Origin of the sequence: Enterobacter sp. HSTU-ASh6, from assembly GCF_026319105.1 — a bacterium.
Taxonomy (GTDB): Bacteria; Pseudomonadota; Gammaproteobacteria; order Enterobacterales; family Enterobacteriaceae; genus Enterobacter; species Enterobacter sichuanensis.
The window spans coordinates 222,577-237,987 of the sequence record NZ_WSPD01000005.1; the positions used below are offsets into that span (position 1 = coordinate 222,577).

At 58.7% G+C, this 15,411-nt stretch carries 14 protein-coding genes and 1 riboswitch; of the genes, 5 read left to right on the forward strand and 9 right to left on the reverse strand.

Features of this window, described 5'->3' with window-relative positions:
* The 6 genes from ureC to plsY all read right to left on the reverse strand — a co-directional run bounded on the left by ureC (position 1) and on the right by plsY (position 5,485).
* Complete coding sequence (gene ureC, locus GM298_RS08320; protein ID WP_266153923.1) at positions 1–1,704, reverse strand: urease subunit alpha; 1,704 nt, start codon at positions 1,702–1,704, stop codon at positions 1–3.
* Entirely contained in the window at positions 1,697–2,011 is a 315-nt protein-coding gene (locus tag GM298_RS08325; RefSeq protein WP_025758534.1) for an urease subunit beta, read from the reverse strand. Before GM298_RS08325 ends, ureC begins: the two co-directional genes overlap by 8 nt.
* Before the next feature lie 10 nt (positions 2,012–2,021).
* Positions 2,022–2,324 (reverse strand): urease subunit gamma, encoded by a 303-nt coding sequence (locus tag GM298_RS08330; RefSeq protein WP_025758533.1) that lies wholly within the window; start codon positions 2,322–2,324, stop codon positions 2,022–2,024.
* 10 nt (positions 2,325–2,334) lie between these two features.
* Entirely contained in the window at positions 2,335–3,162 is an 828-nt protein-coding gene (locus tag GM298_RS08335; protein WP_266153924.1) for an urease accessory protein UreD, read from the reverse strand.
* 151 nt (positions 3,163–3,313) lie between these two features.
* Positions 3,314–4,780: an MFS transporter gene (locus tag GM298_RS08340; protein ID WP_047959483.1), complete on the reverse strand. Its 1,467-nt coding sequence runs from the start codon at positions 4,778–4,780 to the stop codon at positions 3,314–3,316.
* Positions 4,781–4,870: 90 nt separating this feature from the next.
* Positions 4,871–5,485 (reverse strand): glycerol-3-phosphate 1-O-acyltransferase PlsY, encoded by a 615-nt coding sequence (plsY, locus tag GM298_RS08345; protein WP_025758529.1) that lies wholly within the window; start codon positions 5,483–5,485, stop codon positions 4,871–4,873.
* A gap of 107 nt (positions 5,486–5,592) precedes the next feature.
* On the opposite strand from plsY, the gene folB reads away from it, so the two are divergent.
* Entirely contained in the window at positions 5,593–5,961 is a 369-nt protein-coding gene (gene folB / locus GM298_RS08350; RefSeq protein WP_025758528.1) for a bifunctional dihydroneopterin aldolase/7,8-dihydroneopterin epimerase, read from the forward strand.
* Positions 5,962–6,067: 106 nt separating this feature from the next.
* On the forward strand, positions 6,068–6,889 hold the full coding sequence (bacA, locus tag GM298_RS08355; protein ID WP_045285916.1) for an undecaprenyl-diphosphate phosphatase: 822 nt from the start codon (positions 6,068–6,070) through the stop codon (positions 6,887–6,889).
* Between the two features lie 10 nt (positions 6,890–6,899).
* On the opposite strand, the gene GM298_RS08360 is transcribed toward bacA, so the two are convergent.
* Both GM298_RS08360 and GM298_RS08365 read right to left on the reverse strand, forming a co-directional pair.
* Positions 6,900–8,141, reverse strand: coding sequence for a multifunctional CCA addition/repair protein (locus tag GM298_RS08360; RefSeq protein WP_266153925.1), 1,242 nt, complete (start codon positions 8,139–8,141; stop codon positions 6,900–6,902).
* Positions 8,142–8,201: 60 nt separating this feature from the next.
* Positions 8,202–8,822 (reverse strand): TIGR04211 family SH3 domain-containing protein, encoded by a 621-nt coding sequence (locus GM298_RS08365; protein WP_025758524.1) that lies wholly within the window; start codon positions 8,820–8,822, stop codon positions 8,202–8,204.
* Between the two features lie 229 nt (positions 8,823–9,051).
* Between GM298_RS08365 and GM298_RS08370 the strand changes: the two genes are divergently transcribed.
* The 3 genes from GM298_RS08370 to hldE are packed head-to-tail and all read left to right on the forward strand — an operon-like array spanning position 9,052 to position 14,701.
* Positions 9,052–10,353, forward strand: coding sequence for an inorganic triphosphatase (locus GM298_RS08370; protein WP_266153926.1), 1,302 nt, complete (start codon positions 9,052–9,054; stop codon positions 10,351–10,353).
* Between the two features lie 21 nt (positions 10,354–10,374).
* Entirely contained in the window at positions 10,375–13,230 is a 2,856-nt protein-coding gene (glnE, locus tag GM298_RS08375) for a bifunctional [glutamate--ammonia ligase]-adenylyl-L-tyrosine phosphorylase/[glutamate--ammonia-ligase] adenylyltransferase (protein WP_266153927.1), read from the forward strand.
* A 40-nt stretch (positions 13,231–13,270) separates the two neighbouring features.
* Entirely contained in the window at positions 13,271–14,701 is a 1,431-nt protein-coding gene (gene hldE / locus GM298_RS08380; RefSeq protein WP_059384898.1) for a bifunctional D-glycero-beta-D-manno-heptose-7-phosphate kinase/D-glycero-beta-D-manno-heptose 1-phosphate adenylyltransferase HldE, read from the forward strand.
* A gap of 95 nt (positions 14,702–14,796) precedes the next feature.
* Here the strand turns inward: hldE and ubiK are convergent, their stop codons facing one another.
* Positions 14,797–15,093, reverse strand: coding sequence for a ubiquinone biosynthesis accessory factor UbiK (gene ubiK / locus GM298_RS08385; protein WP_013098757.1), 297 nt, complete (start codon positions 15,091–15,093; stop codon positions 14,797–14,799).
* A gap of 119 nt (positions 15,094–15,212) precedes the next feature.
* Positions 15,213–15,363, forward strand: a riboswitch (FMN riboswitch).
* Positions 15,364–15,411 lie beyond the last annotated feature (48 nt).

Sequence of the window (15,411 nt, forward strand, 5' to 3'; positions counted from 1 at the left end):
TCAAAACAGGAAATAGCGTTGCGCCATCGGCAGAACCTCAGCCGGTTCGCTGGTAATCAGTTCACCGTCAACGCGCACTTCATAGGTTTGCGAATCGACGGTGATATTTGGTTGCAGGCCGTTATGGATCATGTCCGACTTTTTCACCGTCCGGCAGCCTTTCACCACCGCGGTGGCGCTCTGCAGGTTGAGCTGCTGCGGGATGCCCCGCGCGTCAGCGGCTTGCGAGACAAACGTCAGCCGCGTGGCGTGGCGCGCGGCACCCAGCGCACCAAACATCGGGCGATAGTGGACCGGTTGCGGGGTGGGTATGGAGGCGTTGATATCGCCCATCGGCGCGCAGGCGATCATTCCGCCCTTGACGATGGTGGCGGGTTTTACGCCGAAGAACGCCGGGGACCAGACCACTAAATCGGCCAGCTTGCCCGCCTCAATCGAACCCACCTCATGGGCGATACCGTGGGTCAGAGCCGGGTTAATGGTGTATTTGGCGACATAGCGCTTCACGCGGAAGTTGTCGTTATCGCCGCTTTCTTCCGGCAGGGCGCCGCGCTGGACCTTCATGCGGTGCGCCACCTGCCAGGTGCGGATAATCACCTCTCCCACGCGACCCATGGCCTGAGAGTCTGACGAGGTGAGAGAAAACGCGCCGATATCGTGCAGCACATCTTCGGCGGCGATGGTCTCCCGGCGAATGCGCGACTCGGCAAAGGCGACGTCTTCGGCGATATCCGGATCGAGGTGGTGACACACCATCAGCATGTCGAGATGCTCGTCGATGGTATTCACCGTGTAGGGCAGCGTCGGGTTGGTGGAGGAGGGCAGAATATTCGGGTGCGCGCAGGCGGTGATAATATCCGGCGCATGGCCGCCACCTGCCCCTTCGGTGTGGAAGGTGTGGATCGTGCGTCCGCCAATGGCGGCCAGCGTGTCTTCCACAAAACCGGACTCGTTCAGCGTGTCGCTGTGCAGCGCCACCTGAATATCCATCTCTTCAGCCACCTCAAGCGAGCAGTTGATCGCCGCAGGCGTCGCGCCCCAGTCCTCGTGGATCTTAAGCCCAATGGCGCCGGCTGCGATTTGCTCGCGCAGCGCGTCGGGGTTTGAACCGTTGCCCTTGCCGAGCAGACCGATGTTTACCGGCAGAGTATCCGCAGCCTGTAGCATGCGGGCGATATACCACGGGCCGGGCGTGCAGGTGGTGGCGTTGGTGCCCGCCGCGGGCCCGGTGCCGCCGCCGATCATGGTGGTGACGCCGGAGACCAGCGCCTCTTCCGCCTGCTGCGGACAGATCCAGTGGATGTGAGTATCGATCCCGCCGGCGGTGACGATCTTCCCTTCGGCAGCGATCACTTCCGTCGCGGCGCCAATCGGGATCGTTACGCCGGGCTGAATGTCCGGGTTACCGGCTTTGCCGACGGCAAAGATCCGCCCGTTCTTCACGCCGATGTCGGCTTTCACGATCCCCCAGTGATCGACAATCAGCGCGTTGGTCAGCACCAGATCCACGCAGTCGTCTGCGGTCATCTGCCCCTGGCCCATGCCGTCGCGGATCACCTTCCCGCCGCCGAACTTGACCTCTTCGCCGTAGACGGTGAGATCGTCTTCTACTTCGATCCACAACTCGCTGTCGGCCAGCCGCACTTTATCGCCGGTGGTTGGGCCGAACATATCGGCGTAAGCCTGGCGCGAAATCTCAGCCATGTTTCACCTCTCCCATTACCTCACCGCGAAAACCGACTATGCGCTGCGCGCCCGTTACCTGCACCAGCGTCACTTCACGCTTCTGGCCGGGCTCGAAGCGCACGGCGGTACCCGCCGGGATATTCAGCCGGTAGCCACGGGTGGCCTCCCGGTCAAACTTCAGCGCCGGGTTGACCTCGTAAAAGTGGTAGTGCGACCCGACCTGGATCGGCCTGTCGCCGTGGTTTTCGACAATGACACGCCGGGTGTCTCGCCCGACGTTGAGGGCGAGAGTACCGGGCTTGATCTGGTATTCACCTGGGATCATCACGCGCTCCTTAGACGATCGGGTTATGGACGGTGACGAGCTTGGATCCGTCCGGGAAGGTGGCTTCCACCTGAATATCCGGGATCATCTCCGGTACGCCCTCCATCACCTGGTCACGTCTCAGAACGTGGCGGCCCGCCTCCATCAGTGCGGCGACGGTTTCGCCATCGCGCGCGCCTTCCATAATGAAGGCGCTGATCAGCGCGACCGATTCCGGGTAATTGAGCTTTACTCCGCGCGCAAGGCGGCGTTCGGCAACCAGCGCGGCGGTGAACAGCAACAGCTTGTCTTTTTCTCTGGGGGTCAGTTCCATAACGTTTCTCTTATGTCTGCCAGATACGCGGCGAACAGGCGGTTTTGGTGGTGAGAAGCGGGCGAAGCGACTGCCAGATGTCGCGCATCACCCGCTGACAAATCAGGTTGTCGTGGGAGAGAAAACGCACCGACATGAGATCGTCCGTGAGCGTGGCGCCCGCAAACGTATCCAGTGGGGCGAGCAGCACCCGCGCCGCGTCGAGATGTTCTTCTCTGGCCGGATAGAACAGCAGCGTGCCGAGCCACGGTTGCCCGGCAACGGGCGTGAGATCGCTGTTGCTGAGATGCTGACGCTCAATCAGGCGCGGTTCGTCGTCGACCCACACCTCAAGGCGGCTCTCCAGCGTGCCGTGGCTAAAGGTCTCACCGATCACCGGACGCCCCAGGCAGTACAACTCCCACGCCAGCAGTGTACTGGAGGCCTTGAGGTGGAAGACGGAACGCAGCGCGGCATTGGCGCCGGGAAAGATAATGGTGTCCTGCGGCAGCCACTCCAGCGTGGCGTCTTCATCAAGATAAAAGTGTTGGTTCAGACGGGCCTGCGGTCCGCTGCTGCGATAGAACTTACTGGCGCCGGGCATGGTGATGAGCGCGTGGCTGTTGGCGTCCAGCCGGACAGATATGTCCAGTGTATCGCCGCCCACAACGCCACCTGGTGGGTGCAGCAGATAGAGGTGGCAGGTTTCACCTTCAGGATAAAACGGTCGCTGAACGGTTAGCGGCCCGAGGTGATGAGCGGAGTGCAGGAGGGTTTTCTCAGGGGTGTGACAAAACTGCAGGGCAAGCGACGCCTGCCAGCCTTTATACGTATTATCAGTGACCTGAGCTGCTAACATGCTGCATCCATCTGCTCATCATCGGGGTCGTTTCAGTATGCCCTGGCAGAATTGAAGGCTGTCATATGAGTCGCTTATGGATAAAAACCGGCTCATATGATTAATGCAGGCCGGGTAAGCGCAGCGCCACCCGGCAAGAAAGGCGATGAGACTAGCGGTAATCCTCCGCATCCACGTCATACCCGGACGGCTCCCAGCGGATCGCCAGCAGCGAGGCCAGGCCGATAAACGGCGCCAGCGCAATCACCCAGAACACGGCGGTATCAAGGGATGCGACCAGCAGCGGGAAAAGGAACAGCGACAGCGTGGAACTGCTGCGCATCAGCGTCTGGTTGAGACCCACGCCGACGCCGCGCAGCGAGGTCGGGTAGCTCAGGGAGGCAAACGTCATGGTATGCGCACCCGGACCAAAGCCCTGGCCGAACAGGAACAGGGCCAGCATGCCGACGGCGACCACACCTTCCGTTGCGCCTTCAGGCCGCCCCACCAGCGCCAGCCCGAGCAGCGCGACCAACTGGCAGGCGTAGCCCGCAAGCGACATCCGCCAGGCACCGAAGCGCGGCACGTAGCGTACCGCCAGCAGCCCGCCGACGAAGGCAAACAGCAGGTTAAGCACCAGGGAAATCAGAATGGTCGTCAGCATCGACTGAACAAAGAAGCTGGAGATGATCACCGGCAGACCAAACGCCACGGCGTTATAGGCGAAGGAGGAGACCACAGACAGCAGCGTGGCGAGCGTCGTACGGCGTAAATAGATGCCGCGAAACAGGTTCAGGTAGTTTGCCCATTTTGCTTTATTGACGACAGGTGCGGGCTGGCTGAGCGCGTCCTGCGGTACGTGGGCATTGATGTTATAAGACTGGCGTAAAATCGACGCCGCCTCTTTCAGGTTGCCCTGATTCGCCGCCCAGACCGGCGATTCGCTCATATAGCGGCTACGAATAGCAATAATCACCAGCGCCGGCACCGCGCCAAAACCGAGGATCAGGCGCCACAGCCAGTCACTGTGGCTTTCCGGCAGCACGGCGTAGAAGAAGAGCACCAGCAGATAGGAGACGCTGATGGCGGCATACCAGGTGGGGCACCACATCGCGACGCTGGAGGCTTTATTTCCCGGGCCTTTCAGCCTGGCAAACTCGCTTAAAAAGGCCATCGCCACGGGCAGGTCGATCCCGACCCCAAGCCCCATGACAAACCGGGCGCCCGCCAGCACGTATTCGTTAGGTGCCAGCGCGCAGGCAATAGCGGCCACCACGAAGAAGAGCATGTCGGCCATAAAGACCCGGTAGCGGCCAATTTTGTCCGTAAGATAACCGCCGAGCAGCGCCCCGACAATGGCCCCAAAGGTAATGGCCGAGGCCACCATGCCGGTGCCTGCTGGCGTGAGGTTAAATTCACGGGTGATGTCTTTGATACCGAACGCCAGCGCACCAAGGTCGTAGGCATCGAGAAAAATACCGCCCAATGCGATGCCGATAACGATGCGTGCATTGGCCCGTCCCTGCGAACCGTGATTGACCAGCCGCGAAACGTCAGCGGCGCTGCGCACCCACTGGATATCGCCATCCGCTGCGTGGCGTGGTGTTGAAAGAGGAGTGGTGTCTGTAATGTCTGCCATTTTCTTCTGATGTGGTTGTGTTGTGTCTCTAACAGTTACCACAGGCAGAAGGTGACCAAAATCACATTTGGCTATAAGGCATAACTAACCTTATTGAGCGTCTTTTTTCTTCCTCTTGAGCTTCGTCCAGATTTTGGTCTCCTGACGACGCCACAGGCGCTGAATATTATCGTGATGGCGCAGCAGGATAAGGCAGGAGAGCATCGACACCGGGAAGGTAAATTGCGGTTTGAACCACCAGACGTAGAACGGCGCGATCAGCGCGCTGACGATGGCGCCCAGCGACGAATAGCCGCTGAGAAGAATGGTCAACAGCCAGGTACCTGCCATCACGCCGGTCAGATCCCAGCCGATAGGCGCAATGGCACCAAAGGCCGTCGCCACGCCTTTACCACCTTTAAAGCCGAAGAATACGGGCCAGATGTGGCCAACGCAGGCGGCAATCGCAATCAGCCCCAGCCAGAACGGCGTGACGCCCAGCGCATACGCGCCCCAGACGGGTAGCATCCCTTTCAGAACATCAAAAACCAAAACCGCTACGGCTGCTCCCTTGCCGCCAATTCGTAGTACGTTGGTCGCTCCCGGGTTCCCGGAACCACTTTCACGCGGGTCAGGTAACCCGGCAATGCGGCAGACCAGAATGGCGCTGGAGATTGAGCCGCAAAGGTAGGCGAGGAGGATCATTCCAGGCGCGATTGCACTCATAACGCTGTTCCGTTTTGAAAATGTATCTGTATTCTCAGCATCTGTGGATAATACGCATAATTCGCCGGAAGTGGTATCCGGTTTAGCCAAAAAGCAGGCAGGTCGTGATGGATATTGTATTTATAGAGCAACTTTCGGTAATCACCACAATTGGTGTTTACGACTGGGAACAGACCATCGAGCAGAAGCTGGTGTTCGATATCGAAATGGGCTGGGATAACCGCAAGTCGGCAAAAAGTGATGACGTGAATGACTGTCTGAGCTATGCCGACATCAGTGAAACGGTCATCGCCCACGTTGAAGGGCAACGTTTTGCGCTGGTCGAGCGGGTGGCGGAAGAGGTCGCGGAACTGCTGCTGAGTAAATTCAACTCACCGTGGGTGCGTATCAAACTGAGCAAGCCGGGCGCGGTGGCGCGTGCCGCCAATGTGGGGGTCATCATCGAGCGTGGCACAAATCTGAAAGGGAAGATTTAACGTCATAATAGCTAAACCATTTTAGGTTATACCGGTCTCAGGACTGTATCTTTATCGGTTGTCCGTATGGGGCACCGTTTTTTTATATCTTTTTAGGGGTTTATAGATGAGCGATATGCACTCGCTGCTGGTGGCGGCAATACTGGGTGTGGTCGAAGGATTGACGGAGTTTTTACCGGTTTCCAGTACCGGCCATATGATTATCGTTGGCCATCTGCTGGGCTTTGAAGGCGATACCGCAAAAACCTTCGAAGTGGTCATTCAACTGGGTTCTATTCTGGCCGTGGTGGTCATGTTCTGGCGTCGTTTGTTTGGCCTGATCGGGATCCACTTTGGTCGTCTTCCTCAGCGCGAAGGTGAAGGTACCGGCCGTCTGACGCTTATCCATATTCTGCTCGGCATGCTCCCGGCGGTAGTGCTGGGGCTGGTATTCCACGACACCATTAAATCACTGTTCAACCCGATTAACGTGATGTACGCGCTGGTGGTAGGGGGCTTCCTGCTGATCGCCGCGGAAGTGCTGAAGCCAAAAACGCCGCGCGCGGAAGGTCTGGATGATATGACGTATCGTCAGGCGTTTATCATTGGCTGCTTCCAGTGTCTGGCGCTGTGGCCGGGCTTCTCGCGTTCTGGTGCCACCATTTCCGGCGGGATGCTGATGGGCGTGAGCCGTTACGCCGCGTCAGAGTTTTCGTTCCTGCTGGCCGTGCCGATGATGATGGGCGCCACCGCGCTTGACCTCTATAAAAGCATTGGTTTCCTGACCACCGGCGACATTCCGATGTTCGCCGTTGGCTTCATCACCGCGTTTATCGTGGCGCTGATTGCCATCAAAACCTTCCTGCAGCTGATTAAGCGTATCTCGTTTATTCCGTTCGCGATCTATCGCTTTATCGTCGCGGCTGCGGTGTACGTGGTCTTCTTCTGACCGACTGCCCTCAGTCTTTTGGCTGAGGGCAATGCTTTTCCTTCCAGTCTGATACCGCCTGAATTCGCCGTTTTGTCAGCTCCTCCCGAATCTCCGGTCCTTTGAATCCCGCCTCGACAACGTCTTTCGTCGGCACGGCTTTTGCCACGTTCCACGCCGCCCGCAGCAAGCGCCCTTGCGGATAGTCACAGGCTTCAAACCCGGTGCGCCCGCGCACGTCAGCCTCGCTGGTGAGCGCGATCTGCTCCACGCGCTGGGGTTTGCGCCAGGCGTCGATGTTATCGAACAGCTTGACGATGGTGGCCGGTTTCAGGATCGGGAAGGTGTGAATCAGGTCGTGGAACTCGGCCACCAGTTTCGCCAGATCGCGGATCTCGTTCGGGACGCGCAGACGCTGGCACAGCCCCTCGACCAGCTTCACCCCCGCCGGGCCATGACCGTGATGGCGAGGCCAGAATTCTTTTGGCGTTAAGCCTTTGCCCAGATCGTGGCACAGGGTGGAAAAGCGCACGTCCACGTCCGGGCTCAGCATGGCCGCCATGCTGAGCGTCATCAGCGTATGCACGCCGGTGTCAATTTCCGGGTGCCATTTCGCCGGCGCGGGGACGCCAAACAGCGCGTCTATTTCCGGAAACAGCACCTTCAGCGCGCCACAGTCGCGCAGAACCTGGAAAAAGACCTGCGGGTTGCGGGTGGTGAGGGCATTTTCCGTCTCTTTCCAGACGCGCTCTGGCGTCAGGTGTGCAAGCTCGCCGGCTTCGGTCATGGCGGTCATCAGCGCCATTGTCTCATTGGCAATCCGGAAGCTGAGATGAGCGTACCGTGCGGCAAAGCGCGCCACGCGCAGCACGCGCAGCGGATCTTCAGAAAACGCCGGGGAGACGTGACGTAAAAGACGGTTGCGCAGATCGTCCTGGCCGCCATACGCGTCAACGATCTGGCCGTTCTCGTCCTGCGCCAGCGCGTTGATGGTGAGATCGCGACGCAGAAGGTCTTGCTCCAGCGTCACGTCCGGCGCGGCATAGCAGGTGAATCCGGTATAGCCCGAGCCCGATTTCCGCTCGGTACGCGCCAGAGCGTACTCTTCGCGGCTTTGCGGGTGCAGAAACACGGGAAAATCGCGGCCTACCTGCTGGTAGCCCGCGTCGAGCATCTCTTCCGGGGTGGCGCCTACCACCACCCAGTCTTTATCTTTGACCGGCAGACCTAACAACGCATCTCGTACCGCACCACCGACCAGATAACTCTTCACGCCTTACACTCCTGTTTTCTCTTTTCCAGGATAATACGTAAGTCTGGCAGAGAAGACGAATTAGTTCATCCAGCGGTCTTTACGCTTACGGCTTGGGATCAGATGCGGCAGAACCAGACCCAGCACCAGACCTACGCCCAGCACGCCGCCGCCATACATAAACCACTGCATGATGATGGTGCGCTGTTTGTCATCGAGCTGCAGATTGGCGGCATTCACTTTCTTCTGCGCGACAATCAGCTCGTTTTTCAGTTTCTGGTTCTCTTCTTTCAGACCGTTAATCACCCCGTCGCTCTGCGCCACTTTCTGCTGCATTTCAGCGGTGCGCTGGTTCCAGGTGCCGTCGATGTTGTTCAGCTTGTCGGTCAGAGTTTTTACCTGGTTTTCCAGATCCGGCACGCGGGTGCGCAGGCTTGGCACGGTGCTCAGCTCTTTCAGCGGGATCCAGGACGTACGGCCGGAACTGTCGCGAACCTGACCGTAATTGGTCTCCGCGTTGGTCTGTAACAGCGTCACTTCCTCGCCGGCATTTACCGTGCCCACGAGGCGATAATTATCTCCGGGGCCACTGCGTACCCAGGTGTTCAGTTCGTCAGAAACGTAACGCTTCTCTTCAGCGTGCACGGCGGTTGCGGCGCTAAAAGCGAGTAAAGTAAGTCCAATCAGGCGTAATTTAAGCATCATTAGTCGTTATTTTCATAAAAAGTGGAACGATAGTAGTGGCAACAGTGTCTCTACGCAAAGCATTCGTCAGCAATCAGAATCATCTGTGTCACGACTCTACACATTTACGCCCGTCAAATTGCTCATTGCATGGCAATTTGGCGCAAAATACTATGTACTGACAAATAAATGGCGAGGAAGTTCGCCCTCATTGACGCGTCTGTGACGCCCGCAAAAGTACAAGGCTATGGCTCAGGAAATCGAATTAAAATTTATCGTCGAAAAAGACAGCGTTGACGCACTCCGCCAGCATCTGCATACGCTTTCCGGCGAACACCATGCACCGGTACAACTGCTTAATATCTATTACGAAACGCCAGACAACTGGCTGCGCCGCCACGATATGGGGCTGCGCATCCGTGGCGCAAGCGGACGCTACGAGATGACGATGAAAATTGCCGGCCGCGTGGTCGGCGGGTTACATCAGCGTCCGGAATATAATATCGACATCAATAAGCCAGAACTTGAGCTGGAACGTTTCCCGGCCGAAGTCTGGCCAGAAGGGGCGCTGCCTTCCACCCTCGCGGAACAGGTACAGCCGCTGTTCAGCACCGATTTCTGGCGCGAAAAATGGCTGGTGACAGAAGGCAAAAGCCGCATTGAAATCGCCCTTGATTTGGGTGATGTGAAGGCGGGTGAGTTCCAGGAGCCGATTTGCGAACTGGAGCTTGAGCTGCTGGAAGGGGATGCGAACGATGTGCTGAAGCTGGCGCGCAAGCTGGTGAACCAGTCCGGATTGCGCCAGGGGAGCCTGAGCAAAGCCGCGCGGGGCTACCATCTGGCCGCCGGGAATGCGCCACGTGCGCTGAAAGAGACAACCATTTTGCATGTTGCGCCGAAAGCCAGCGTTGAGCAGGGACTGGAAGCCGCACTGGAACTGGCGCTTTCTCAGTGGCAGTACCATGAAGAGCTGTGGGTGCGAAACGTGAAACACGCCAAATACCACGTGCTGTCGGCTATTGCCCTGGTGCGCCATACCCTGGCGCTCTTCGGCGGCATCGTTCCTCGAAAAGCGAGCGCTCACTTACGTGATCTGCTGACGCAAACCGAAACGCTGATGCTTTCCGACGTCTCGGCGCAAACGGCGATCTACAGCCCGCAAACCGCAACGGCAAAACTCGCACTGACCGAGTTCCTGGTGACGCGCGGCTGGCGCGCTTTCCTGGATGCGAAAGCGCAGGCCAAAATCGCGGAAAACTTTAAGCGTTTTGCGGATATTCATCTCTCCCGTCATTCCGCCGAGCTGAAAAACACCTTTGCCTATCCGCTGGGCGATCGGTATGGCGATCAGCTCCCTCGTCTTTCGCGCAACATCGACAGCATGCTGCTCCTCTCTGGTGCTTACGACGGTCCAAAGGCGCAGGCGTGGCTGGAAAACTGGCAGGGGCTGAAGCATGCCATTGAAACCCGTCAGCATATTGAGATAGAGCATTTCCGTAACGAGGCCATTTCGCAGGAGCCATTCTGGCTGCACAGCGGAAAACGTTAACTCTGGCAAGGAACCCCTAAAATGCCGCTTTCTTCGCAGTTACAGCAGCAGTGGCAGACCGTTTGCGAACGTCTGCCTGAGTCATTACCGGCGTCATCGTTAAGCGAACAGGCGAAGAGCGTGCTCGCCTTCAGTGACTTTGTGCAGGAAAGTATTACCGCCAATCCGGACTGGCTGGCGGAACTTGAAAACGCACCGCCGCAGGCAGATGAGTGGCGGCACTATGCTGGCTGGCTGCAGACTGCACTCGAAGACGTTGCGGATGAGGCTGCGCTGATGCGCGTCCTGCGCCAGTTCCGCCGTCGGGTGATGGTGCGCATTGCCTGGGCTCAGGCGCTGGAAATCGTGAGTGAAGAGAGCACGCTGCAGCAGTTAAGCGAGCTGGCGCAAACGTTGATTGTCGCCGCGCGAGACTGGCTCTACGCCGCCTGCTGTAAAGAGTGGGGCACGCCGTGCAGCGAGGAAGGGGTTCCTCAGCCACTGTTGATCCTGGGGATGGGCAAGCTGGGCGGCTGCGAACTGAATTTCTCCTCCGATATCGATCTGATTTTTGCCTGGCCGGAGAACGGCTCTACGCGCGGCGGGCGTCGCGAGCTGGACAATGCCCAGTTCTTTACCCGCCTCGGTCAGCGTCTGATTAAGGCGCTGGATCAACCCACCCAGGACGGGTTTGTCTACCGTGTGGACATGCGCCTGCGTCCGTTTGGCGACAGCGGCCCGCTGGTGCTGAGCTTTGCGGCGCTGGAAGATTATTACCAGGAGCAAGGGCGCGACTGGGAGCGTTACGCGATGGTCAAAGCGCGGATCATGGGCGACAGCGACGATGCCTATGCCAACGAGCTGCGCGCCATGCTGCGCCCGTTTGTCTTCCGTCGTTATATCGATTTCAGCGTCATCCAGTCCCTGCGTAATATGAAAGGGATGATCGCCCGTGAGGTGCGCCGCCGCGGCCTGAAGGACAATATCAAGCTTGGCGCAGGCGGCATCCGCGAAATTGAATTTATCGTTCAGGTCTTCCAGCTAATTCGCGGCGGACGAGAGCCGTCGCTACAGTCCCGCTCGCTGCTGCCGACGCTGTCAGCGATTGAGCAACTGCACCTTCTGCCGGACGGCGATGCGAACACTCTGCGCGAGGCCTACCTGTTCCTGCGTCGTCTGGAAAACCTGCTGCAAAGCATCAATGACGAACAGACCCAGACCCTGCCGGGCGATGACCTTAACCGGGCGCGTCTGGCGTGGGGAATGCGCGTGGACGACTGGTCAACGCTGACCGAACGACTCGATGCCCATATGGCAGGCGTGCGCCGAATCTTTAACGAGCTGATCGGTGATGATGAAAGCGAATCGCAGGACGATGCGCTTTCCGAACACTGGCGCGAGCTGTGGCAGGACGCGCTCCAGGAGGATGACACCACGCCGGTGCTGACGCACTTAACCGACGACGCGCGCCATCGCGTGGTGGCGCTGATTGCCGATTTCCGTCTCGAACTGAACAAACGCGCCATTGGGCCGCGCGGACGTCAGGTGCTGGATCACCTGATGCCGCACCTGCTGAGCGAGGTCTGTTCGCGGGCGGATGCGCCGGTGCCCCTGTCACGCATGATGCCGCTGCTAAGTGGCATTATCACGCGCACCACCTATCTTGAACTGCTGAGCGAGTTCCCCGGCGCGCTGAAGCACCTGATTACGCTCTGTGCCGCCTCGCCGATGGTGGCCAACAAGCTGGCGCGTTACCCGCTGCTGCTGGATGAGCTGCTTGATCCAAATACCCTCTATCAGCCGACGGCAACCGATGCCTATCGGGACGAGCTGCGTCAGTATCTGCTGCGCGTGCCGGAAGAGGACGAGGAGCAACAGCTGGAGGCGCTGCGCCAGTTTAAGCAGGCGCAGATGCTGCGCGTGGCGGCGGCGGATATCGCCGGCACGCTGCCGGTGATGAAAGTGAGCGATCACTTAACCTGGCTTGCGGAAGCGATCATCGACGCGGTGGTACAGCAGGCATGGGTGCAGATGGTGGCGCGCTACGGCCAGCCGAAACATCTGGCCGATCGTGAAGGTCGCGGCTTCGCGGTGGTAGGCTACGGCAAGCTCGGCGGCTGGGAGCTGGGCTATAGCTCCGATCTGGATTTGATCTTCCTGCACGACTGCCCGGTCGACGTGATGACCGACGGCGAGCGCGAGATTGACGGGCGTCAGTTCTACCTGCGTCTGGCGCAGCGCATCATGCATCTGTTCAGTACCCGCACCTCGTCGGGCATTTTGTATGAAGTGGATGCCCGCCTGCGCCCGTCCGGTGCGGCGGGGATGCTGGTCACCTCGACGGAATCCTTCGCCGATTATCAGAAGAATGAAGCCTGGACGTGGGAGCATCAGGCGCTGGTGCGCGCCCGCGTGGTGTATGGCGATCCGCAGCTCAAAACGCAGTTCGACGCTATCCGTAAGGAGGTCATGACCACCCTGCGTGAGGGCAGTACGCTGCAGACCGAAGTGCGCGAGATGCGTGAAAAAATGCGCGCGCATCTGGGCAATAAACACCGCGATCGCTTTGATATCAAAGCCGACGAGGGCGGTATTACCGATATCGAGTTTATTACCCAGTATCTGGTGTTGCTCCACGCGCACGACAGGCCGAAGCTGACGCGCTGGTCGGATAACGTGCGCATTCTGGAACTGCTGGCGCAAAACGACATCATGGACGAGCAGGAGGCGCTGGCCTTAACCCGCGCCTACACCACGCTGCGCGATGAACTTCATCATCTGGCGTTGCAGGAGCAGCCAGGGCATGTGGCGCTGGACTGTTTCACCGCTGAACGCGCTCAGGTAACGGCCAGCTGGCAGAAGTGGCTGGTGGAACCGTGCGTAACAAAACAAGTGTGATATTATCGCGCGAAAATTGTGAATCTTTCTGGAGTCAGGAATGAAAGTAACACTGCCAGAGTTTGAACGTGCTGGAGTAATGGTTGTTGGGGATGTGATGCTGGATCGCTACTGGTATGGGCCGACCAGCCGCATCTCTCCGGAAGCACCGGTACCGGTGGTTAAGGTCGACACCATTGAAGAGCGTCCCGGCGGCGCGGCAAACGTGGCGATGAACATTGCTTCTCTGGGCGCGCATTCGCGTCTGGTGGGCCTGACCGGCATTGACGATGCGGCGCGCGCGCTGAGCAAGTCGCTGGCGGACGTGAACGTGAAGTGCGACTTCGTTTCTGTTCCGACACACCCGACCATTACCAAGCTGCGCGTATTGTCGCGTAACCAGCAGCTGATCCGTCTCGACTTTGAAGAAGGGTTCGAAGGGGTTGATCCTGAGCCGCTGCACGAGCGCATCAACCAGGCGCTGAGCAATATCGGCGCGCTGGTGCTGTCCGACTACGCCAAAGGCGCGCTGGCGAGCGTGCAGACGATGATCCAGCTGGCGCGCAAAGCCAATGTGCCGGTGCTGATCGACCCGAAAGGGACGGACTTTGAGCGTTACCGTGGCGCAACGTTGCTGACGCCTAACCTCTCTGAGTTTGAAGCGGTGGCGGGCAAATGCAAGACCGAAGCCGAGATCGTCGAGCGCGGCATGAAAATCATTGCTGACTTCGAGTTGTCTGCGCTGCTGGTCACCCGCTCCGAGCAGGGGATGACCCTGCTGCAACCGGGTAAAGCGCCGCTGCATATGCCGACTCAGGCGCAGGAAGTGTACGACGTGACCGGTGCCGGTGATACGGTGATTGGCGTGCTGGCGGCAACCCTGGCCGCGGGTAACTCTCTGGAAGAGGCGTGCTATTTTGCCAACGCGGCGGCAGGCGTAGTCGTCGGGAAACTCGGTACTTCTACCGTTTCGCCCATTGAGCTGGAAAACGCGGTACGCGGTCGTGCCGATACCGGTTTTGGCGTCATGAGCGAAGACGAGCTGAAAGTGGCCGTCGCCGCTGCGCGCAAGCGCGGTGAGAAAGTGGTGATGACCAACGGTGTGTTCGACATCCTGCACGCGGGCCATGTCTCTTATCTGGCGAATGCGCGTAAGCTGGGCGATCGCCTGATTGTGGCGGTGAACAGCGATGCCTCGACGAAACGTCTGAAGGGCGAAACGCGCCCGGTGAACCCGCTGGAACAGCGCATGATCGTCCTCGGCGCGCTGGAAGCGGTGGACTGGGTGGTGTCATTTGAGGAAGACACGCCGCAGCGCCTGATTGCCGGAATTCTGCCGGATCTGCTGGTGAAAGGCGGGGATTACAAACCGGAGCAAATCGCGGGCAGCGAAGAGGTCTGGGCCAACGGCGGCGAAGTGATGGTGCTGAACTTTGAAGACGGGTGTTCAACCACCAACATCATTAAGAAGATTCAGAAAGACAGTCAGTAGTCCGTGCGGGCTGATGCCCTCACCCCAACCCTCTCCCACCGGGAGAGGGCGCAAACCTAAAAAACGGCAACCGAGGTTGCCGTTTTGCATTGATTTTAGGCCTGGTCATCCACCGGCGGAATCGCCGGGGCCGGCTTCACTTCTTCCGGCGTATTACGGTTTTCCAGCTCGGTCAGACGCTGTTCCAGCAGCGCCAGCTTCTCGCGGGTGCGCAGCAGCACCTGCGTCTGCACGTCAAACTCTTCGCGGCTGACTAAATCAAGGCGAACCAACTGCGCCTGCAGCGTCTGGCGGATTTTCTTCTCAACGTCATCACCAAATTCACGAATGCCTTTTGGCATGGATTCATGAACCTGACGCGCGATCTGCTCAATTTTTTTCGGGTCAATCATTGTCGTTTCCCTTGATGGAAAGGTGTTAGTGTCCATTGTAGCGCGTCATGCCCGGGGTAAACAAAATTGTTTGATGCTTATGCATTGCCCAGGTTAATCAATAGCGTTATAGTTATCTCGCTTATTCTCAGGGCGGGGCGAAATTCCCCACCGGCGGTAAATCAGCGTCACGCTGAAAGCCCGCGAGCGCTTTGGGTGCATTCTCAAAGGTCAGCAGATCCGGTGTAATTCCGGGGCCGACGGTTAGAGTCCGGATGGGAGAGAGTAACGATCCAGTCGGGCATGGGCCCGCTCACGTTATCTTTTTGCCGCTTATAA

Coding starts and splice junctions, on each gene's coding strand:
- ureC (WP_266153923.1), bottom strand. CDS start 1,704: ATGGCTGAGATTTCGCGCCAGGCTTACGCCGATATGTTCGGCCCAACC.
- GM298_RS08325 (WP_025758534.1), bottom strand. CDS start 2,011: ATGATCCCAGGTGAATACCAGATCAAGCCCGGTACTCTCGCCCTCAAC.
- GM298_RS08330 (WP_025758533.1), bottom strand. CDS start 2,324: ATGGAACTGACCCCCAGAGAAAAAGACAAGCTGTTGCTGTTCACCGCC.
- GM298_RS08335 (WP_266153924.1), bottom strand. CDS start 3,162: ATGTTAGCAGCTCAGGTCACTGATAATACGTATAAAGGCTGGCAGGCG.
- GM298_RS08340 (WP_047959483.1), bottom strand. CDS start 4,780: ATGGCAGACATTACAGACACCACTCCTCTTTCAACACCACGCCACGCA.
- plsY (WP_025758529.1), bottom strand. CDS start 5,485: ATGAGTGCAATCGCGCCTGGAATGATCCTCCTCGCCTACCTTTGCGGC.
- folB (WP_025758528.1), top strand. CDS start 5,593: ATGGATATTGTATTTATAGAGCAACTTTCGGTAATCACCACAATTGGT.
- bacA (WP_045285916.1), top strand. CDS start 6,068: ATGAGCGATATGCACTCGCTGCTGGTGGCGGCAATACTGGGTGTGGTC.
- GM298_RS08365 (WP_025758524.1), bottom strand. CDS start 8,822: ATGCTTAAATTACGCCTGATTGGACTTACTTTACTCGCTTTTAGCGCC.
- GM298_RS08370 (WP_266153926.1), top strand. CDS start 9,052: ATGGCTCAGGAAATCGAATTAAAATTTATCGTCGAAAAAGACAGCGTT.
- glnE (WP_266153927.1), top strand. CDS start 10,375: ATGCCGCTTTCTTCGCAGTTACAGCAGCAGTGGCAGACCGTTTGCGAA.
- hldE (WP_059384898.1), top strand. CDS start 13,271: ATGAAAGTAACACTGCCAGAGTTTGAACGTGCTGGAGTAATGGTTGTT.
- ubiK (WP_013098757.1), bottom strand. CDS start 15,093: ATGATTGACCCGAAAAAAATTGAGCAGATCGCGCGTCAGGTTCATGAA.